The following is a 20,380-nucleotide window of genomic DNA, read 5'->3' as shown; positions in this document are numbered from 1 at the left end:
CGGATCCCCACGCGGTTCGGCGGCCCGATTCCGCACGCGGCCCGGCGGTCCCGCCCCGCGGTCCGTCTCGGCGGTCCGGTTCGGCAGCGCGGCCGGGCGGTCCGGTTCAGCGGTCGGGTTCAGCGGTCCGGTCTCAACAGTCCGGTTCTGTGATGCAGGGCAGCTGGAACAGCGCCCAGACCACCTTGCCGTGCAGCGTCCCCGCCAGCGGGTGCCAGCCCCAGGTGTCGCTGAACGACTCCACCAGGAACAGTCCCCGTCCGGACTCCGCCGCCCCGTCCTCCTCCGTCTGCCGCGCCGCCGGGCCCGTGTGGCTGGGGTCCCGTACCGCGCAGACCAGTCGTGACGTCCACCGCATCAGGTGCAGTCGTACGGGGGCGTCGTACGGCTCCCGCCGTACGGTGCCGTCATCGGACAGGGCGTGCCGCAGTGCGTTGGTGACGAGTTCGGAGACGACCAGCGCGACATCGTCGAAACGCTCGCTCAGCTCCCACTGCTTGAGCGTCGTCCGGGTGAACTGCCGTGCCCCGCGTACCGCTTCGTAGTGGGGAGGCAGCGCGCACGACGCAGACCCCGCGGCTCCTGCGGGATCGATCGGGGGAAGGCCCTGCCTCAACGGCTCGAGCACGGTCGATCCATTCATCCCCATGCGAGGCACTCCCGGGATTCGCGGCCGTAGCGATACTGCGATGGGTCCAGCGTCACAACACGTCAATCACGTACGAGCACACAGGTGCGCGGGGCCCATGGTTCCGAATGCGCAGGGCAGATGCAAGGGCAGATGCACGTGCACGCGCCGGGATTGGCCCCTCCCGTACCGGTTGTTGTCGATTTCTCCTCGTGACCAGTTTCGCTCCCTCCGTAAAGCCTTCTTATTTCCGTAATCGATCGAGTACGGGCTGAAGCGTTTTGATGGCAGAATCCGGCACTTGGAGTTCGGGGGTGCTCCGAGGAGAACCACATGCGATGGGGAGGGTTGGAGACGTGACCGCAGCCGAATCGGGCGGTTCCGTGGTGCGGCGCATCCTGCTTGGCTCACAGCTGAGGCGGCTGCGTGAGACGCGCGGCATCACACGTGAAGCGGCCGGCTACTCGATCCGCGCATCCGAGTCCAAGATCAGCCGTATGGAGTTGGGACGGGTGAGCTTCAAGGCCAGAGACATCGAGGACCTGCTGACCCTCTACGGCGTCGCCGACGAGGGCGAGCGCGCGGCCCTGCTCGGCCTCGCCAAGGAGGCCAATGTCGCGGGTTGGTGGCACAGCTTCGGTGATGTGCTGCCCGGCTGGTTCCAGACGTACATCGGTCTCGAAGGCGCCGCCTCGCTGATCCGTATCTACGAAGTGCAGTTCGTGCACGGCCTGTTGCAGACCGAGGCGTACGCGCACGCGGTCGTCACCCGAGGTCAGCCGGACGCGCCCTGTGCCGAGGTCGAGCGCCGGGTGGCCCTCCGTCTGGAGCGGCAGAAGGTCCTCGTCTCCGAGCGGGCCCCCCGCTTCCACGCCGTACTGGACGAGGCGGCGCTGCGCCGCCCCTACGGCGACCGATCCGTGATGCAGGGCCAGTTGAAGCACCTGATCGAGATCTCGGAGCAGCCGAACATCACCCTTCAGGTGATGCCGTTCAGCTTCGGCGGGCACGCGGGCGAGAGCGGCGCGTTCACCATGCTGAGCTTCCCCGAGTCGGATTTGTCCGACGTCGTCTTCCTGGAACAGCTGACCAGCGCGCTGTATCTGGACAAGCGCGAGGAAGTGGCGCAGTACGAACGGGTGATGGCGCGGCTCCAGGAGGACAGTCCTGGACCGGAGGAAAGCCGGGATCTCCTCCGTGGCCTGCTTCAACTCATCTGAGGCATCAGTACGATGACGTCATATCAGGAGTCTGCACCTGCAGTACCTGCAGTAAGGGATCGCATGTCCTACTTCACCGACCTGGCTCACCAGTACATCGATGGCGAGTGGCGGACCGGCAGCGGCTCGTGGGACATCATCGACTTCAATCCGTACAACGGGGAGAAGCTGGCCGCCATCACGGTCGCCACGGCCCTGGAGGTCGATGAGGCCTACCGCGCCGCCGAGCGCGCGCAGCGTGCCTGGGCCGTGACCAATCCGTACACCCGCAGGCTGGTCTTCGAGCGGGTGCTCCGGCTGGTCGAGGAGCGCCAGGACGAGATCGTCGAGGCGATCATCGACGAACTCGGCGGTACGCGGGTCAAAGCGGTGTACGAGGTCCGCACCGCGCAGGACTTCCTGCGCGAGGCGATTCAGCTGGCGCTGCGGTCCGAGGGCCGGATCCTGCCGTCCCCGGTCGACGGCAAGGAGAACCGCGTCTACCGGCTGCCGGTCGGCGTCGTCGCGGTGATAAGCCCGTTCAACTTCCCCTTCCTGGTGGGGCTCAAGTCGGTGGCGCCCGCGCTGGCGCTCGGCAACGCGGTCGTGGTCAAGCCGAATCAGAACGCGCCGGTCGTCGGGGGCGGGCTCATAGCCAAGCTCTTCGAGGACGCCGGCCTGCCGGCCGGCCTGCTGAACGTGGTGGTGACGGACATCGCGGAGATCGGCGACGCGCTGATCGAGCACCCGGTCCCGAAGGTGATCTCGTTCGCGGGGTCCGACCGGGTCGGCCGCCATGTCGGGGCGGTCGCGGGCAGCCATTTCAAGCGGGCCGTCCTCGAACTGAGCGGCAACAGCGCCCTGGTCGTGCTGGACGATCTCGACGCCGAGGGGCTCGACTACGCGGTGGAAGCGGCGGTGGCGAGCCGGTTCATCTACCAGGGGCAGGTCTGTACGTCCGCCAACCAGATCATGGTGGACCGCAGTGTCGAGCGGGAGTTCACCGAGAAGTTCGTGGCGAGGGTGGCGTCGCTGAAGGCCGGCGACCCGCGCGACCCCGAGACCCAGATCGGCCCGGTCATCAACACCTCCCAGGCGGACGTCCTGACGGCGTTGGTGGACCAGGCGCTGGCCGAGGGCGCGACGGCGCTCGTACGGGGCCGTACGCTCGGCAATCTCGTGGAGCCGACGGTACTGACCGGGCTCGCGGAGGACTCCCCGCTGATGCGGCAGGAGATCTTCGGGCCGGTGGTGCTGCTGGTTCCGTTCGACGGGGAGGAAGAGGCGGTACGGCTCGCCAACAGCAGTCCGTACGGGCTGAGCGGCGCCGTGCACACGTCCAGTGTGGAGCGGGGGGTCTCGTTCGCGCGGCGGATCGACACCGGCATGATGCATGTCAACGGCTCGACCGTGCAGGACGAGCCGATGGTGGCCTTCGGCGGGGAGAAGTCCTCGGGGTTCGGCCGGCTGGCCGGTGATTCGGCGGTCGAGGCGTTCACGACGCAGAAGTGGATCTCGGTGCAGCACGACCGTACGGAGTTCCCTCTCTGAGGTCTGAGGTCTGAGGTTCGAGGTCTGAGGTCTGAGGTCCGGGGCCTGTCCGGCGGGCGGCTCCGGGCCTTCCCTGGACCTGTGCTGGGCCTGCTCCGGACCTGCGCTGGACCTGCGCTGGATCGCCGGGGCCCCGAGAGGGCCGCGGCCCGGGGTCATAACCTGGAGCAATGTCAGCGATCCGTTTGCTCGTGCTCGGCGCGGTCCGCCAGCACGGGCGGGCCCATGGCTACCAGGTCCGCAACGACCTGGAGTACTGGGGCGCCCACGAGTGGTCCAACGCCAAGCCCGGCTCGATCTATCACGCGCTGAAGCAGATGGCGAAGCAGGGCGTACTCCTGGCGCACGAGGTCGCGCCGAGCACGGCCGGCGGGCCGCCGCGGACCGAGTACGAGATCACGGACGCCGGCCACGAGGAGTACTTCAGGCTGCTGCGCGAGGCGTTGACCTCGTACGACCAGAAGATGGACGTGCTGTCGGCGGGCATCGGCTGCATCGTCGACCTGCCGCGCGCCGAGGTGATCGAACTGCTCAAGGAGCGGGTGCGGGCGATAGAGGCCTGGCGGGCCGCGGTGACCGAGCACTACGTACCGGAGGACGGTCCGGAACAGCTCGGGCACATCGGGGAGATCATGAACTACTGGGTGCACTCCGCGGATTCGGGTGCGGAGTGGACGCAGGGGCTGATCAAACGCATCGAGGGTGGGGCGTACACCTTCGCGGGGGAGGGTGAGCCGTTCGTCGGGGTGCTCGCCGAGGGCGAGGAGAACCCGTACGCGACGGGGATTCCCGATGACGGAGATCGTCACTAATCAAGTTTGACCAAACATCCCGGGCGGGGTTACCTTCGAGCCCGTAGTCAAACTTGACTACGAGGGGTGCGGGGTCGAGGGGCCGAAGGGGGAGAGCACATTGGGCGCATTGAGTACGTCGGACGATGTGATCGTCATGGCGGGCGTACGCAAGCGGTACGGCGGGAAGCGGGCCCTGGACGGGTTCGATCTGACGGTGGAACGCGGCACGGTGCACGGGGTGCTCGGGCCGAACGGCGCGGGCAAGACCACGGCGGTACGGGTCATGACCACGCTGCTGCGGCACGACGAGGGGCTGGTGCGCGTGGCCGGCCACGACGTACGGGACCGGGGGCGTGAAGTGCGGCGGCGGATCGGGCTGCTGGGGCAGCACGCGGCACTGGACGAGGATCTCGGCGGCCGGCAGAACCTGGAGATGTTCGGACGGCTCCACCATCTGGGCGCCCGGCGCGCGGGGGTCCGGGCGGACGAACTGCTGGAGCGGTTCGGCCTCATGGACACCGGCCGCAAGGCTGTGAAGCTCTACAGCGGCGGGATGCGGCGGCGGCTCGATCTGGCGGCGTCCCTGATCACCGAACCGGAGGTGCTCTTCCTGGACGAGCCGACGACCGGGCTCGATCCGCGAGGCCGGGCGGAGGTGTGGGGGGCGGTGCGCTCGCTGGTGGGCGGCGGGACGACCGTACTGCTGACGACCCAGTATCTGGAGGAGGCCGACCAACTGGCCGACCGTATCTCCGTGGTGGACAGCGGGAGGGGCGTCGCCGAGGGCACGCCGGACGAACTGAAGGCCAGGATCGGCGGCGACCGGATCGATGTCGTCCTGCACGACGCGGACCGGCTCGCGGACGGCGCGCACGCGCTGGCGCACGCGGCAGGCACGCACGCCGTCAGTACGGACGTGGACCGGCGGCTGCTCAGTGCGCCGGTCGCGGACCGGATGACGGCGCTCACGGAGACCGTACGGGCCCTGCACGCGCGGGGAATCGAGGCGCGGGACATCGCCCTGCGCCGGCCGACGCTGGACGAGGTCTTCCTCCAGCTCACCGCCGCCCGCGGGGCCGGGCGGCCGGGCGCCACCGAGCGGCAGGAGATGCCGGCATGACGACGACGCACGCCACAACCCCGGTCCGCACGGCCGCCGAGAGCAGCGGGCTCGGCTGGGCACTCGCCGATTCCTGGACCATGACCCGGCGCGAACTCGCCCGCTGGGCCCGGCAGCCGGTCCAGGTCGTCGTCGGGCTGGTCTTCCCGGTGATGCTGCTGCTGATGTTCGGCTATCTGATCGGCGGTGGCCGGGGGGTCGACGGGGAGTACGTCGAATTCCTCGTCCCCGGCATGCTCGCCCTGACGATGGCCTTCGGCCTGGAGTCGACCATGCTCGCCGTCACCCAGGACCTCGACAAGGGCGTGGTCGACCGGTTCCGTTCGATGCCCATGGTGTCGTCCGCGGTCCTGGTGGGCCGGAGCGTCGCCGACATGCTCCAGTCGGCGGCCGGACTGGTGGTGATGATCGGGGCCGGGTACGCGATCGGCTGGCGCTGGCACGGCGGACCCGCATCCTTCCTGGGCGCAGTGGGGCTGCTGCTCCTGTTCCGGTTCGCGATGCTCTGGCTCGGGATCCAGCTGGCGATGGTGGCGGGCCGTCCCGAGATGGTGCAGGCGGTGCAGATCCTGGTCTGGCCGATCGGCTTCCTCTCCAACGCCTTCGCGACGCCGGAGTCCATGCCGGACTGGCTGGGCGCCGTCGTGGAGTGGAACCCGATGTCGGCGACGGCCACGGCGGTACGTGACCTGTTCGGCAACCCGGGCGCGGCGGGCGGCTCCTGGGCGGCTGAGCACGCCGGGCTGCTCGCCGTCCTGTGGCCGGTGGCGCTGCTCGCGGTGTTCTTCCCGCTCGCCGTACGGAGGTTCGCGAGGCTCAGCCACTGAGTGGGGCGGGTGGTCAGCGCGGGCCGAGCGGTCGGCGCGGACCACCCGGCAGGCCCTCAGTGGTGGAAGGACGTGGCGGCCGACTTGTCCCGGTTCAACGGGTGTTCCTGGCCCCGTAGTTCGGGCAGCACCTGTTCCAGGTCGGCCACCAGCAGCGCGGCCAGGTCGGCCGAGAAGCCGTTGCGGCAGACCACCCGCAGGACGGACAGATCCTCGCGGTTGGCCGGAAAGGTGTACGCGGGCACGAGCCAGCCGTGCTCGCGCAGGCGGCGCGAGACGTCGAAGACATCGAAGTTCCGCACGCCGGGAGCGGTGGTGAAGGCGAACACGGGCAGCTCGTCGCCCCGGGTGAGGAGCTGGAACTCGGCCATCGCCCCGATCCGCGTGGCCAGGTTCCCGGCGATGTCCCGCGCCGTCTGCTGGACGGCGCGGTAGCCGTCCCGGCCCAGCCGCAGGAACGTGTAGTACTGCGCGACGACCTGCGCGCCCGGCCGGGAGAAGTTCAGCGCGAAGGTGGGCATGTCACCGCCCAGATAGTTCACGCGGAAGACCAGTTCCTCGGGGAGTTCGGCGGGCGAGCGCCAGAGCGCCCAGCCGACGCCCGGGTAGACCAGCCCGTACTTGTGGCCGGAGGTGTTGATGGACGAGACGCGCGGCAGCCGGAAGTCCCAGACCAGGTCCTCGTCCAGGAACGGCGCGATCATCGCGCCCGACGCCCCGTCGACATGGACGGGGATGTCGAGGCCCGTACGCTCCTGAAGCGCGTCCAGCGCCGCGCACAGCTCGCCGACCGGTTCGTACGAGCCGTCGAAGGTGGACCCCAGCACGGCCACCACGCCGATGGTGTTCTCGTCGCAGAGATCGGCGGCGGCCTGCGGGTCGAGATGGAACCGGTCACCCTCCATGGGCACCAGCCGCGCCTCGACCTCCCAGAAGTTGCAGAACTTGTCCCAGCAGACCTGGACGTTGATCCCCATGACGAGATTCGGCCGGGCGGTCGCCGGGTAGCGCGACGCGTTACGCGTGGCCCAGCGGCGCTTGAGCGCCATCCCGGCGAGCATGCAGGCCTCGCTGGACCCGGTGGTCGAGCAGCCGACGGCCGTCGCCGGGTCGGGCGCGTTCCAGAGGTCGGCGAGCATCGCCACACAGCGGCGCTCCAGTTCGGCCGTGCGCGGGTACTCGTCCTTGTCGATCATGTTCTTGTCCCGGCACTCCGCCAGCAGTACGGAGGCCTGCGGCTCCATCCAGGTGGTGACGAAGGTGGCGAGGTTGAGCCGCGAGTTGCCGTCGAGCATCAGCTCGTCATGGACCAGCTGATAGGCGGTGGCAGGCGGGATCGGCCCGTCGGGAAGCCGGTGCTGGGGCGGGGCCGACGTCATACCGCTGACCGGATCGGCCTCCCCGTAGAACGGGTTGAGCGACAGCCTGCGCAGCTCGGTGCGCTCTTCCTCCGTCGTCGTACTGGCTGATCGGTCCGCGCCTCGGTGGAGTGGCATCAGCGGGTCTCCTCGGGGTGGTACGGCCCCCTGGGACGTGGCGGGTCCCCCTGGCGAGGATACGAACGAACACCGGGGAGCGCCCGCCGGACCAGACCCGGCAGGGCCGGCTCACGGGCCGCCGTCCGCGCGCCGAGCGGAAACCCCCGCGTGCGCCGGTGTGTGCCGGCCGGGGCGGGTCAGCGCATCGGTGTGCCGTCCCCGTGGAGCTGCATCTGGGGGCGGCCGGTGACCAGCAGCCAGGCCGGGAGGGTGGCCACGCACAGCAGGGGGAGCACATTCTGATCGGCGACCAGGACCGCCGCCGTGAACAGGCTGAGCCAGCCCAGCCGGGTGACGGCGAGCAGGACGCCCAGCACCCCGCAGGCCACGCCCAGGCTGATCTGTACGGCGGGGACGAGGACATGGGCGCACATCCCGAACGCGACCCCCACGAAGACGGACGGGAAGATCCGCCCGCCCCGGAACCCGCAGGCCGCCGCGGTCATCATCGCGGCCAGCTTCACCACCGTCATCAGCGCGAACGACCCGGCCGACCGGCCGTCCGGATCCTCGGCCAGGATCTTCACCTGGTCCAGCCCCTTGAACAGCGTCAGCTGCCCGCCGAGCGCCCCCAGCAGGCCGAGGACCAGGCCGCCCGCCGTCAGGGCCAGTACGGGGTGTCCCAGGCGCCGGAAGGCGGCGTGGGCGTAGGGGAACACGTACACCGCCGCCATGCCCAGCACCGCCGCCAGCGGGGTGACCACCAGCGCCGCCAGAAGGTCGCTCCAGTGGGTGCCCGCGTACCTCGGCAGACCGAGGTCGAACGTCGGATGGTCGATCAGCACCGTGGTGAGCCCGCCCGCGCCGGCCGCGATCAGCGGGCCGAACAGCTTGTCCCAGAGCGAGCCGGGCCCCGGCCTCGTGGCGAGCGTCTCGGAGAGGACCAGCGCGGCGGCCACGGGCGTACCGAAGAGCGCCCCGATCGTGCCCGCGGCGGCGAGCGCGACCCAGAGCGCGGCGGGCGCGGCGGGCGCCGCCTTACGGCCGAGCCAGTAGGCGAGCGCGATGTTGGACGCGGTGATCGGGTTCTCCGGGCCGAGGCTCACGCCTCCGGCCAGGGCCAGCCCGGTGACCAGCAGCAGCCCCGGCACCACCCCGGCGGGCATCGGCTCGTCGACCAGCCCGGTGGTGGCCGGGTCGGGGCCCGCGTGCCCGTGCACCAGGTGGACGGCGAGTCCCACCGCGAGCCCGGTCGCCGTGAGCATCACGATCATCCAGAGCGAGGAGTAGCGGCCGATCCCGAGGGCGTCCGGCAGCGTCCCCCAGAGCACGTCCTCGAACTCGCCCGCGACCGTGTCGACCCCCAGCAGCAGGAGGGCCGCGGCCACTCCGACCACCAGGGACGGCACGACGAGAGGCAGCAGCGTACGGGCGGAGGGCGCGGGAGCAGCGGACGGAGCGTCGTTGGCCACGCGCTCACCGTAACCGGACAAAAGCGGCGCCCGTGGCAGGCGAAGTCCCGGCTGACGGGATCCGCCGGGCGCCCGGGCCTGCTCTGTCCTGCTGTCCTGCTGTCCTGCTGTCCTGCCTGTTCTCCCCGTCCTCCCCGCCCGCCGTGCGGCCCGCGCTCTCCGCGCGTCCCCCTACAGGGCTTCGCTGATCGCGCTGCTGATCAGGCTAGGGAGCCTCGCTGATCACGACGGCCGTCCCGTAGGCGCACACTTCCGTCCCCACGTCGGCCGCCTCCGCCACGTCGAAGCGCATCATCAGTACGGCGTTGGCACCACGCGCGCGTGCCTGGTCAATCAGGCGGTCCATCGCCTGGTTGCGGGTTTCCACGAGCGTCTTCGTGAGTCCCTTGAGCTCGCCGCCGATCATCGACTTCAGCCCGGCGCCGATCTGGCTCCCCAGGTGCCGTGAGCGGACCGTGAGGCCGAAGACCTCGCCGATCACTCTCCGCACCTGATAGCCGGGCACGTCGTTCGTGGTGACGACCAGGACGTCGACCCCAGGGCCCTGCCCGCCGCCGTAATCCTCGATGCCCATCCGTGTCCACCTTCCTCGACCTTCCCGGAAGCTCCTCGGAGTCCCGCCCGAATCCCTGCTCGAAGCCCTTGTGACGGACAGCTTTGTACCGCTCTGCCCGGAGTGCATCCGGAGTGCGCCGGCCGGCGGGGCCGCAAGGGGGCGGGTGGAACCTGAGGGCGTCGGCGGGCGTTGATAACTTGTGCGCGGCCGACCACGCCGAACGACGATCGACCGACCCAATGACTCAGGAGTCCGGAAACCGTGACCACCCTTGCGCTCGGACCCAGCTGGCTGGACCCGGACTATCTGATCGGGACCTTCGGGCTGATCGGTGTCCTGGTCATCGTTTTCGCCGAATCCGGCCTGCTCATCGGCTTCTTCCTGCCGGGCGACTCACTGCTCTTCACCACCGGCCTGCTGGTGACGACCGGCGCGCTCGACACCCCGCTCTGGCTCGTCTGCCTGCTGATCGTGCTCTCCGCGATCATCGGTGACCAGGTGGGCTATCTCTTCGGCCGGAAGGTCGGCCCCGCGCTGTTCAAGCGACCGGACTCCAAGTTCTTCAAGCAGGAGAACGTGGAGAAGGCGCACGACTTCTTCGAGAAGTACGGCCCCAAGTCGCTGGTTCTGGCCCGCTTCGTGCCCATCGTCCGGACGTTCACGCCGATCATCGCCGGTGTGAGCCGGATGAACTACCGCTCGTTCATCATCTTCAACATCATCGGCGGCACCCTCTGGGGCGCGGGTGTCACCCTGCTGGGCGCCGCGCTCGGCAAGATCGACTTCGTTCACGAGCACATCGAGATGATCCTGATCGCCATCGTGGTGATCTCGGTGCTGCCGATCGTGATCGAGATCCTGCGGGCGCGCTCGCAGTCCAAGAAGGCGGCCCTGACGGACGACGGCGCCGGTTCTGGCGCGGCAGCCGGGGACGAGGGTCCGGACGACCCGGCGGGTGGCCAGCGCGGCGGCCGTCACGCCAAGCGCTGACCCGGCACACCTGACACCCCGGGCCTGATCCACAAAGACGGCCCGGGGCGGAACGCGGCGGGACAGGGCCCAGGCCCTGTCCCGCCGGTCTTGCCGGGCCCGACAAGACCGACCGGACAGGATCTAGAATCCGCGCGTCCGCTTGGCCGCGCGGCGGCTCGAGGCCCGGCCCGCCCCGGGCACCTTGAGGAACAGCCGGGAGATCTCCCCACCGAGATTCACCCCGACGGCGATCGCGAGCGCCAGCGCCACCGCCTTGGACAGTGACGCGAGCCCGCGGTCCAGGTCGTTCTGCGCGAAGCCCAGCAGACCGAAGTACGTCGCGGAACCGGGCAGCAGCGGACCGATCGCCGCCGTGATGTACGGCAGCGCCGAGGCGAACTGGTACCGCGAGAAGAGCTGTCCGAACAGGCCCACCAGACCGGCGGCGACCGCCGTCGAGGCCACCGGTGAGATTTCGCCGGTGAGATGCATCGACGCGTAGACGACCCACGCCACCCCGCCGTTGAGAGACACCATCAGCACGGTGGAACGTTCCTGCTGAAGCAGGATCGCGAAGGCGAAGCTCATTCCGACCGCCGCGCACATCTGCACCCAAGGCTGTTGATAGGGGCTCAGCGCCGAGTCCGGGTTCAGCTCCGCGTGCAGCTGAACCCCCAGATAGAGCACGATCAGCACACCCGTGACGATCGCGATGAAGAAGTACATGACTTCCAGCAGGCGCGCGGAGGCGGTGATGTAGTAGCCCGTCAGGCCGTCCTGCACCCCCGCCACCAGGGCCCGCCCCGGCAGCAGCGCGAAGAGACCACCGGTAATGACCGCGGAGGTCCCGCCCTCCACCGGTATGACCGGGCTCAGCAGTGTCAGCGCCACCCCCATCGCGGCGGGCGGCATCGCGGCCACCACGAACTGGTAGAACTCCGGCAGTCCGCGCCCCGCGCACAGCCAGGCCAGCCGGTCACCGAGCATCGCGCCGAGCGCCGCGGCCACGAAGACCAGCACACCACCACCGACGAGCACGGAGGCGGAGCCGGCCAGCAGCCCGCTCGCCACGGTCAGCGCCCATCCGGGGTACGGGTGGCGGTTACGGCGGATCTCCGCGAGCCGCCGGTACGCCTCCTCCAGCGTGACGTCCGTGTCCTCGGTGGTGATGTCGTCGATGAGCGTGTAGACGGCGGCCAGTCGGGTGTAGTCGGTGCCCCGCCGTCGTACGGTCCGACTGGCCGTCACCGGGTCGTCCACCAGCGACGGCTGATGGGAGATCGACAGCAGCGTGAAGGTGACGGTCGGCTCGCAGCGGTCCAGGCCGTACGCGCGGCTGACCGCGAACATCGCGGCCTCGACATCCTCGGCGCCCTCGCCGCCGGCCAGCAGAAGCTCACCGATACGCAGCGTCAGGTCCAGCACGCGGGGCACGGCGGGCCCCTGGCCGTCGTGCCGTTGCACCGTCTCGACCACGGGGCGTTCGGCGGCGGGCATCCGCAGCAGGGTGCGCATCCGGTCCTGCCAGGGAGCCTCTTTGCTCAGCCTGATCATGGGGATGCCGTGCGCCGGAGTGAACGTCGACGGCAGCTGCCGGCTGCTGTACGAGCCTCCCGGCCCGCCGCCCTGTCCGCTGCCCGGCCCGCCCGCCGGCCCGCCGCCCGGCAACTCGAAGGCCGAACCCTCGGGCTCGGCCGGCGGCTCCGTGCTCAGCCCCTCGGGGAGTGCGAACTCCGATGTCGGCTGGTCGTCCTCGAGAAGGTGTGGCTGACCCACCCCGGGCGGCGGGGTGAAGGCACTGCGCGCCTCGTCCGTCTGAGGCTTACGGTCCTCGGAACCGTCCAGCTCGGCCACCACTGTCTGCTTCCTCATTCCCTGTCGTGCCAGTCCCGTCACTCCTGTGCCCCGACTCCCGGTACCGCGGCTCTGGGCGTTCGGTCGTCGGTCGTGTTTCCCGCCCCGCGTCTGCCCAGTATGGGCACGTACATGGGACGGGCACACGCGCGGACGGGCGGCGCACCCCGTGAGAGGTGCGCCGCCCGTCGTCCGTCCGGCTCTCCGCCGGTCACACGGTGGAGTCCGCGGTCAGTGAGCGCCGCCCTGGGCCTCAAGTCGCTTGTACGAGGCCTCGATCTCGGCCTCGGCCTCGGTGCGGCCGACCCAGTCGGCGCCCTCGACGGACTTGCCGGGCTCCAGGTCCTTGTAGACCTCGAAGAAGTGCTGGATCTCCAGGCGGTCGAACTCCGACACATGGTGGATGTCACGGAGATGCTCGACCCGGGGGTCGGACGCCGGGACACACAGCAGCTTGTCGTCGCCGCCGGCCTCGTCCGTCATCCGGAACATGCCGATGGCGCGGCACTTGATGAGGCAGCCAGGGAAGGTCGGCTCGTCAAGGATGACCAGCGCGTCCAGCGGGTCGCCGTCCTCGCCGAGGGTGTTCTCGACGAAGCCGTAGTCGGCCGGGTAGCTGGTCGAGGTGAAGAGGCGACGGTCCAGACGGATCCGACCGGTCTCGTGGTCCACCTCGTACTTGTTCCGCGAACCCTTAGGGATCTCGATGAAGACGTCGAACTCCACGAGTGGCTCCTCCATGATCAACACATTTGTCAGGTAATGGTGCGTCTTCGCGGAGGAGACCCCCCGGCCACGGGGCCGGGGTGCCGTGCTCGTGGCAAGGCGCAGTGATTAAGTGTCCCCCACGCAGCAGTGTGATCGCGAAAGGGGCTGGTCAACCGTGCTTGAGCCGAAAGTGTGGCAGCTCACGGCGGGTTCCGTCGTCGTCGGTCTCAGCCTCGCGGCCGGTGCGGTGGCCGCGGCCGGCCCCTGGGACTCGGGCCAGCGTAAGGCCGAGCGGGACTGGGCGGTCGCCCAGAGCCGAACGGGTGGCGCACATCACGACGCGAGCGCCCCCGGCGCGCCCGTGCCCGCCCCCAGTGCCGCCGGCGTACTCCCCGCGCTCACCACTCGCGCCGCCGCACCCGTGGACCTGTCGGCGGACCTGGAGAAGAAGCTCGGTCCACTGATGGACGACGACCAACTCGGCCGGACGCGTACGGCGTCCGTCGTCGATGCCGTCACCGGCAAGCGGCTGTACGGGAAGGCCGCCGACAAGCCGATGACCCCGGCCTCCACGGTCAAGATCGCGACAATGGTCGCCGCGCTCTCCGCGCTCGGCCCCGACCACCGCATCGCCACGACGGTCGTGGCCACCCCCAAGGGCCGGACACTCACCCTCGTCGGCGGTGGCGACGCCACCCTGGGCCGCAAAGGCCTGCGTGCCCTGGCGGACGACACCGCCCGTGCCCTCCGCGACCGGGGACTCACCACGGTCAAGGTCGGCTACGACATCTCCCGCTACACGGGCCCCCGCGAACACCCCATCGGCCCCAACGACAACATCGCCCCCGTCGTCCCCCTGATGGTCGAACAGGGGCGCCTCGACAAAACCAGGAACGGGCCCGCTCCGCGGGAGAAGGACCCGGCCCGCGGGGCCGCCGACGCCTTCACCGGGCTGCTGCGCGACCGTGGCATCCGCGTCTCCGCCGCCCCCGCCGCAGGCAAGGCCCCCAAGGGCGCGAAACCGCTCGCCAGGACCTACTCGCGCCCGCTCTCGTCCCTGGTCGAACAGGCCCTGACCGAGAGCGACAACGACATCGCGGAGTCCCTGGCCCGCCAGACCGCCATCGCGGCGCACGAGCCCGCGAGCTTCGAGGGCGCCGGACGGGCCGTCACGGCCCAGCTCGACAAGCTCCGACTGCCGCTGGCCGGCACCCGTTTCGCCGACGGCAGCGGCCTGAACCGCAAGGACAGGGCCAGCGCCGGGCTGCTCACCGCCCTGCTGGCGCGCGCCGCAGCCCCTGCCCACCCGGAGCTGCGCCCGGTCCTGACCGGTCTGCCCATCGCCGGCTTCAGCGGCACCCTCCGGAGCCGGTACGCGGACGAAGCGCCCGCCGCCGGACTCGTCCGGGCCAAGACCGGCACGCTCACCGGGGTGAACACCCTGGCCGGTACGGTCGTCGACCGGCGGGGCCGACTGCTGGCCTTCGCCTTCATGGGGGGCTCCACGTCGGAGCCCGGCGCCGCGCAGGCGGCCCTGGACCGGCTGTCCGCGGCCCTGGTCCCGGAGACGGCCCCGCAGGACCCGAAGGCGGCCCCGCGCAAGCACTGACGGGCGCGCTCAATCACGGCCGGCTCCCCGGCGAGCCTCACCGGCGCTCGCTCCGACGGCCCAACCGGTAGGGGGATCGCGCCCCGGGCGGGACCGGGGCCCGATCCCCGTACGGCCCAGGGCGACCGGCCTGAGCCGTACGGGCACGACCGCGATCCCGTAAGGGGACGGCGCGGCACGGCACAGGGGTGCCACAGGGTCGGCACAGGGGAAAAGCCGGGCCCCCGACACCTCACCGCTCCCCGGGCCGACCACGTACGGTTGACGCATGACGAGCATCGGTGGTGCCGAGATGGTCGACTGGAATCTCGCGGTGGCGACCGCGACCCGCCTGGTGCGGCCGGGACCGGAAGTGACCAGGGACGAGGCGCGCGAGATCGTCGCCGAGCTGCGACGGCATGCCAAGGCCTCGGAGGAGCACGTCCGCGCGTACACGCGGATGATCCCCGACGGCCATGAGCCGGTCGACACCCCCGTCCTGGTCGTGGACCGGGCCGGCTGGGTGAAGGCCAACGTCGCCGGATTCCGCGAACTGCTCAAGCCCCTGTTCGAGAAGATGCAGGAACGTCGCTCCGGCGGCCCCGGCGGAGCCGTGCTCGGCGCGGTCGGCGGCAAGGTGACCGGTGTGGAGCTGGGCATGCTGCTGTCGTTCATGGCGTCGCGGGTCCTCGGCCAGTACGAGACGTTCGCCCCCGCCACCCGCGATCTCCCGGCGGTCGCGGACGGCGGCGGCCGGCTCCTGCTCGTCGCCCCCAACATCGTCCACGTCGAGCGTGAACTGGACGTCGATCCCCACGACTTCAGGCTCTGGGTCGCCCTGCACGAGGAGACCCACCGCACCCAGTTCACCGGCGTGCCCTGGCTGCGGGACCATCTCCAGGGGGAGATCCAGTCCTTCCTCGAAGAGACCGAGGTCGACCCCATGACCGTGGTCGAACGGCTCCGCGAGGCCGCCCAGTCGCTCGCGGGCGGCCGCCCCGAGGGCGAGGAGAACGAGACCGGCCGGAGCATCGTCGAACTGGTGCAGACCCCCGGGCAGCGCGAGATCCTGGGCCGGCTCACCGCCGTGATGTCCCTGCTCGAAGGCCACGCCGACTATGTGATGGACGGGGTCGGACCGCAGGTCGTGCCCTCGGTCGCCGAGATCCGGGAGAAGTTCCAGCAGCGCAGGGCGCGCGGCGCCAGCCGGCTCGACCAGGCCCTGCGCAAACTGCTCGGCCTCGACGCCAAGCTGCGCCAGTACCGGGACGGGGAGAGGTTCGTACGGGCCGTCGTCGAGGAGGTCGGCATGGACGGTTTCAACCGGGTCTGGACCTCGCCGAACACCCTTCCGACGAAGGCGGAGATCGCCAAACCGGCGGACTGGGTCGCGCGGGTGCACCGTAAGGCAGATTCGTGAGCCGGATCGGGCTCGGAGCATAAGAACGCCTCAGGTATCACCCATCCGAGGGACCGTGGGTGAGGGATAGGCGTGCGATGCTCGGGTAATGGCTCGGCTCTGTCACCATCGACGCACTCTGAGTGACGGTCTCCGTCCTGACTCCGACCGAGGCACCCCCCGAAAAACATCACGAAGGGCACCGGATATGGGTCCCCATCCTGCGGTCGCGGCGATACGCCTGGCGGTTCGCCGCGTACTCCACGACATCCTCACCGGGCGGACGGAAACCTCCGCCACCACCTCGCTCATCCCCTCCGGCGAGCCGCCTCTCGTGCTCGTCGCCTGCTCCGGCGGCGCCGACTCCATGGCGCTCGCGTCCGCCCTCGCCTTCGAGGCCCCCAAACTCTCCGTCAGGGCCGGTGCCATCACGGTCGACCACGGCCTCCAGGCGGGCTCCGGACTCCGCGCCGCCGAACTCGTCGCCCGGCTCCGCGCCATGCGGCTCGACCCCGCCGAATCCGTCGCCGTGACCGTAGGCCGCGACGGAGGCCCCGAAGCCGCCGCCCGGGACGCCCGCTACGGAGCCCTCGACGACGCCGCCGAGCGCCATCGGGCCGCCGCCGTCCTGCTCGGCCACACCCGCGACGACCAGGCCGAGACGGTCCTGCTCGGCCTCGCCCGAGGCTCCGGCACCCGCTCCCTGTCCGGGATGGCCGCCGTCTCGGGGGCGGCCGGCCGTTACCGCCGCCCCTTCCTCCAACTCGACCGGCAGACCGCCCGCAAGGCCTGCCTGGTCCAGTCGATCCCCGTCTGGGACGACCCGCACAACGCCGACCCCTCGTACACCCGCTCGCGACTGCGCCACGAAGGCCTGCCCGCCCTGGAGAAGGCGCTCGGCAAGGGCGTCGTCGAGGCCCTCGCCCGTACGGCACAGCTCTCCCGCGACGACGCCGACGCCCTGGACGCCTGGGCGGCCGACGCGGAGGGTGTCGTACGGGACGAGGCGGGACAACTGGTGTGCGCCAGGCTGTACGCGCTGCCGGCCGCCGTCCGCCGCCGGGTGCTGCGCCGGGCGGTCATCGCCGGGGGCGCCCCCGCCGGTTCGCTGTTCGCCCGTCACATCGAAGAGGTCGACCGCCTGATCACGGGCTGGCGCGGCCAGGGAGCCATCAACCTGCCCGGCCGCGTGGAGGCCAGGCGGCAGGGTGGCAGACTGGTCATCCGGCAGGGCTGAAGCGCTGACGCGTGACGGCTGATGCACTACGGCTGTGTCTCCCGGGTCCACGGACCCAGGACCCAGGCTGACAACGAAAGTGATGCGGGTGGACGACAAGGACATGGGCGACGACCTTCAGTCGGTGCTCATCACCAAGGAAGAGATCGACGCGAAGCTGGCCGATCTGGCCGCGAAGATCGACGCGGAGTACGCAGGCAAGGATCTGCTTCTCGTCGGGGTCCTCAAGGGCGCCGTGATGGTCATGGCGGACCTGGCACGCGCCCTGTCCACCCCCGTGACGATGGACTGGATGGCCGTCTCCTCCTACGGAGCGGGCACCCAGTCCTCCGGTGTGGTCCGGATCCTGAAGGACCTGGACACCGACATCAAGGGCAAGCACGTCCTGATCGTCGAGGACATCATCGACTCGGGTCTGACCCTGTCGTGGCTGATCTCCAACCTCGGTTCACGGGAGCCCGCCTCGCTGGAGGTCTGCACCCTGCTCCGTAAGCCGGATGCCGCAAAGGTCGCGATCGACGTGAAATGGATCGGCTTCGACATTCCCAATGAGTTTGTTGTCGGATACGGCCTGGATTACTCGGAGAAGTACCGCAATATTCCTTTCGTCGGCACGCTCGCACCGCACGTGTACGGCGGCTAGACGGCTCGACAGGATCGGTCGGATCCAACGGCTACGGAAGCTCCGCAGAGCTTCGTGGAGCTTCGCGGAGCTCGGTCGAGTGCGAAGCATTACGGAAAGGCTTCGCCGTTGCCGGGAACCCCGGACCGCGTCGCGCCGTTGAAGCATGGGAAGGCGGGTTTGTCAGCCGTCCCGTGCGGTCGCGGGTGACGATGCTGAGGTACCGTCCCAAGAACACTCTTTTTCACACAGCAGCATTTACCTACGGGCAGGAGGGACGGGGCGACTTCGCCTCGTATGGATGGACGTGAAGCGATACTTCCGTGGGCCGGTCATGTGGATCGTGCTGGCCGTCCTCGCCGTGGTCGTGTTGATGCAGGTCGTCGGCTCGTCGGGCGGCTACAAGACGGTGGACACCGGCGAGGTTGTCCAGGCGATCGACAAGAACCAGGCCGAGCAGGTCAAACTGACCACCGGCGACGATCAGATCATCAAGGTCGACCTCAAGGGCGGCCAGAAGATCAAGGGCAGCGACAAGATCCAGGCCAGCTACATCGGCAACCAGGGTTCGTCGCTGGCCTCGACGCTGCAGAAAAAGTTCCAGAACGGTGATATCAGCAAGGGCTACACGGTCTCGCCGTCGAAGCAGAGCCCGTTCGTCTCGGTGCTGTTCTCGCTGCTGCCCTTTGTCCTGATCGTCGTGGTCTTCCTGTTCCTGATGAATCAGATGCAGGGCGGCGGCTCCCGGGTCATGCAGTTCGGGAAGTCCAAGGCCAAGCTCATCACCAAGGACACTCCCAAGACGACCTTCTCCGATGTGGCGGGGTCCGACGAGGCGGTCGAGGAACTCCACGAGATCAAGGAGTTCCTCCAGGAGCCGGCGAAGTTCCAGGCCGTCGGCGCCAAGATCCCGAAGGGTGTGCTGCTCTACGGCCCGCCCGGTACGGGCAAGACGCTGCTCGCCCGCGCCGTCGCGGGTGAGGCCGGGGTGCCGTTCTATTCGATCTCCGGATCCGACTTCGTCGAGATGTTCGTCGGTGTCGGTGCCTCCCGTGTGCGTGACCTCTTCGAGCAGGCCAAGGCGAACGCTCCGGCGATCGTCTTCGTCGACGAGATCGACGCCGTCGGCCGGCACCGTGGTGCGGGTCTCGGCGGTGGCCACGACGAGCGCGAGCAGACGCTGAACCAGCTGCTCGTCGAGATGGACGGCTTCGACGTGAAGGGCGGCGTCATTCTGATCGCCGCCACGAACCGGCCCGACATCCTCGACCCGGCGTTGCTGCGTCCGGGCCGCTTCGACCGGCAGATCGCCGTCGACCGCCCTGACATGCAGGGCCGACTGGAGATCCTCAAGGTCCACCAGAAGGGCAAGCCGGTCGCTCCGGACGTCGATCTGGGCGCGGTTGCCCGTCGTACGCCCGGTTTCACCGGCGCGGACCTGGCGAACGTGCTGAACGAAGCCGCGCTCCTGACGGCGCGCAGTGACGGGAAGCTGATCGACAACCACTTCCTGGACGAGGCGATCGACCGTGTCGTGGCGGGCCCGCAGAAGCGGACCCGGATCATGTCCGAGAAGGAAAAGAAGATCACCGCGTATCACGAGGGCGGTCACGCCCTGGTCGCCGCGGCATCTCCGAACTCCGACCCGGTGCACAAGATCACGATCCTGTCGAGAGGCCGGGCCCTGGGTTACACCATGGTCCTGCCCGACGAGGACAAGTACTCGACCACGCGCAACGAGATGCTCGACCAGCTGGCGTACATGCTGGGCGGGCGCGCGGCCGAGGAACTGGTCTTCCACGACCCGACGACGGGCGCGGCCAACGACATCGAGAAGGCCACGGCCACGGCCCGCGCGATGGTCACGCAGTACGGCATGACCGAGCGGCTCGGCGCGATCAAGTTCGGCGGCGACAACACGGAGCCGTTCCTCGGCCGGGAGATGGCGCATCAGCGCGATTACTCGGAAGAGGTCGCGGCGCTGGTCGACGAAGAGGTCAAGAAGCTCATCGAGACCGCGCACAACGAGGCGTGGGAGATCCTCGTCGAGAACCGCGACGTTCTCGACAATCTGGTCCTTCAGCTCCTGGAGAAGGAGACGCTCAACAAGGACCAGATCGCCGAGGTCTTCTCGACGATCGTGAGGCGCCCGTCCCGCCCGGCGTGGACCGGCTCCTCGCGTCGTACACCCTCGACGCGGCCGCCGGTTCTCTCGCCCAAGGAGCTGGCGTTGACCAATGGCGCGTCCGGTTCGAACGGCGGGATCCCCGCGGTGACGAACGGTGACACGCCCACCGAAGCGGTCCCCGAGGACCGTCCGGAGAGCTGATCCCGGGCGCCTCACCAGGCCCGGAATGGATGCCGCGTTCCCCAGG

Annotated in this window: 17 protein-coding genes; 11 read left to right on the top strand and 6 right to left on the bottom strand. The window is 69.7% G+C overall.

From position 1 onward, the window contains the following. Positions 1 to 133: 133 nt before the first annotated feature. Complete coding sequence (locus ACIQD6_RS33335) at positions 134 to 649, bottom strand: ATP-binding protein (RefSeq protein ID WP_401890007.1); 516 nt, start codon at positions 647 to 649, stop codon at positions 134 to 136. 317 nt (positions 650 to 966) lie between these two features. Here ACIQD6_RS33335 and ACIQD6_RS33330 point away from each other — a divergent pair, with 317 nt between their 5' ends. The 5 genes from ACIQD6_RS33330 to ACIQD6_RS33310 all read left to right on the top strand — a co-directional run bounded on the left by ACIQD6_RS33330 (position 967) and on the right by ACIQD6_RS33310 (position 6,119). After that, positions 967 to 1,848 (top strand): helix-turn-helix domain-containing protein, encoded by an 882-nt coding sequence (locus ACIQD6_RS33330; RefSeq protein ID WP_401890004.1) that lies wholly within the window; start codon positions 967 to 969, stop codon positions 1,846 to 1,848. Positions 1,849 to 1,911: 63 nt separating this feature from the next. Continuing rightward, a complete protein-coding gene (locus ACIQD6_RS33325) occupies positions 1,912 to 3,378 on the top strand; it encodes an aldehyde dehydrogenase family protein (RefSeq protein WP_401890001.1) in 1,467 nt (488 codons plus the stop codon). A gap of 170 nt (positions 3,379 to 3,548) precedes the next feature. Further along, positions 3,549 to 4,190, top strand: coding sequence for a PadR family transcriptional regulator (locus ACIQD6_RS33320; RefSeq protein WP_401889999.1), 642 nt, complete (start codon positions 3,549 to 3,551; stop codon positions 4,188 to 4,190). Positions 4,191 to 4,326: 136 nt separating this feature from the next. Beyond that, positions 4,327 to 5,292 carry an ATP-binding cassette domain-containing protein gene (locus ACIQD6_RS33315; RefSeq protein ID WP_401890057.1) on the top strand — a complete coding sequence of 322 codons (966 nt, stop codon included), beginning with the start codon at positions 4,327 to 4,329 and terminating at the stop codon, positions 5,290 to 5,292. Continuing rightward, positions 5,289 to 6,119, top strand: coding sequence for an ABC transporter permease (locus ACIQD6_RS33310; RefSeq protein ID WP_401889997.1), 831 nt, complete (start codon positions 5,289 to 5,291; stop codon positions 6,117 to 6,119). The genes ACIQD6_RS33315 and ACIQD6_RS33310 overlap by 4 nt, the downstream gene beginning before the upstream one ends. 56 nt (positions 6,120 to 6,175) lie before the next feature. Here the strand turns inward: ACIQD6_RS33310 and ACIQD6_RS33305 are convergent, their stop codons facing one another. The 3 genes from ACIQD6_RS33305 to ACIQD6_RS33295 all read right to left on the bottom strand — a co-directional run bounded on the left by ACIQD6_RS33305 (position 6,176) and on the right by ACIQD6_RS33295 (position 9,643). Beyond that, on the bottom strand, positions 6,176 to 7,615 hold the full coding sequence (locus ACIQD6_RS33305) for a glutamate decarboxylase (RefSeq protein WP_401889994.1): 1,440 nt from the start codon (positions 7,613 to 7,615) through the stop codon (positions 6,176 to 6,178). A gap of 179 nt (positions 7,616 to 7,794) precedes the next feature. After that, positions 7,795 to 9,069: an ion channel protein gene (locus ACIQD6_RS33300; RefSeq protein WP_401889992.1), complete on the bottom strand. Its 1,275-nt coding sequence runs from the start codon at positions 9,067 to 9,069 to the stop codon at positions 7,795 to 7,797. Positions 9,070 to 9,274: 205 nt separating this feature from the next. After that, positions 9,275 to 9,643 carry a YbjQ family protein gene (locus tag ACIQD6_RS33295; RefSeq protein ID WP_401889989.1) on the bottom strand — a complete coding sequence of 123 codons (369 nt, stop codon included), beginning with the start codon at positions 9,641 to 9,643 and terminating at the stop codon, positions 9,275 to 9,277. Positions 9,644 to 9,886: 243 nt separating this feature from the next. Here ACIQD6_RS33295 and ACIQD6_RS33290 point away from each other — a divergent pair, with 243 nt between their 5' ends. Further along, on the top strand, positions 9,887 to 10,615 hold the full coding sequence (locus tag ACIQD6_RS33290; RefSeq protein WP_401889986.1) for a DedA family protein: 729 nt from the start codon (positions 9,887 to 9,889) through the stop codon (positions 10,613 to 10,615). A 123-nt stretch (positions 10,616 to 10,738) separates the two neighbouring features. Here ACIQD6_RS33290 and ACIQD6_RS33285 read toward each other — a convergent pair whose 3' ends face one another. Both ACIQD6_RS33285 and ACIQD6_RS33280 read right to left on the bottom strand, forming a co-directional pair. Further along, a complete protein-coding gene (locus ACIQD6_RS33285; protein WP_401889983.1) occupies positions 10,739 to 12,469 on the bottom strand; it encodes a threonine/serine exporter ThrE family protein in 1,731 nt (576 codons plus the stop codon). A 213-nt stretch (positions 12,470 to 12,682) separates the two neighbouring features. Then, on the bottom strand, positions 12,683 to 13,177 hold the full coding sequence (locus ACIQD6_RS33280) for an inorganic diphosphatase (protein ID WP_401890054.1): 495 nt from the start codon (positions 13,175 to 13,177) through the stop codon (positions 12,683 to 12,685). Between the two features lie 157 nt (positions 13,178 to 13,334). On the opposite strand from ACIQD6_RS33280, the gene dacB reads away from it, so the two are divergent. From dacB to ftsH, 5 genes are all read left to right on the top strand, one after another. Continuing rightward, the gene (dacB, locus tag ACIQD6_RS33275) at positions 13,335 to 14,768 is read left to right on the top strand and encodes a D-alanyl-D-alanine carboxypeptidase/D-alanyl-D-alanine-endopeptidase (protein WP_401889980.1); all 1,434 of its coding nucleotides are present in this window, start codon (positions 13,335 to 13,337) and stop codon (positions 14,766 to 14,768) included. A gap of 268 nt (positions 14,769 to 15,036) precedes the next feature. Further along, complete coding sequence (locus ACIQD6_RS33270) at positions 15,037 to 16,167, top strand: zinc-dependent metalloprotease (RefSeq protein ID WP_401889977.1); 1,131 nt, start codon at positions 15,037 to 15,039, stop codon at positions 16,165 to 16,167. A gap of 187 nt (positions 16,168 to 16,354) precedes the next feature. Beyond that, positions 16,355 to 17,383 (top strand): tRNA lysidine(34) synthetase TilS, encoded by a 1,029-nt coding sequence (tilS, locus tag ACIQD6_RS33265; protein ID WP_401889975.1) that lies wholly within the window; start codon positions 16,355 to 16,357, stop codon positions 17,381 to 17,383. Between the two features lie 82 nt (positions 17,384 to 17,465). Beyond that, positions 17,466 to 18,026 carry a hypoxanthine phosphoribosyltransferase gene (hpt, locus tag ACIQD6_RS33260; protein ID WP_401889973.1) on the top strand — a complete coding sequence of 187 codons (561 nt, stop codon included), beginning with the start codon at positions 17,466 to 17,468 and terminating at the stop codon, positions 18,024 to 18,026. A 280-nt stretch (positions 18,027 to 18,306) separates the two neighbouring features. Further along, a complete protein-coding gene (ftsH, locus tag ACIQD6_RS33255) occupies positions 18,307 to 20,334 on the top strand; it encodes an ATP-dependent zinc metalloprotease FtsH (RefSeq protein ID WP_401889970.1) in 2,028 nt (675 codons plus the stop codon). Positions 20,335 to 20,380 lie beyond the last annotated feature (46 nt).

Origin of the sequence: Streptomyces sp. NPDC088400, assembly GCF_044753355.1 — a bacterium.
GTDB lineage: Bacteria > Actinomycetota > Actinomycetes > Streptomycetales > Streptomycetaceae > Streptomyces.
Note: the sequence above shows the minus strand (reverse complement) of the source record. Positions and strands in the feature narration are given on the sequence as shown.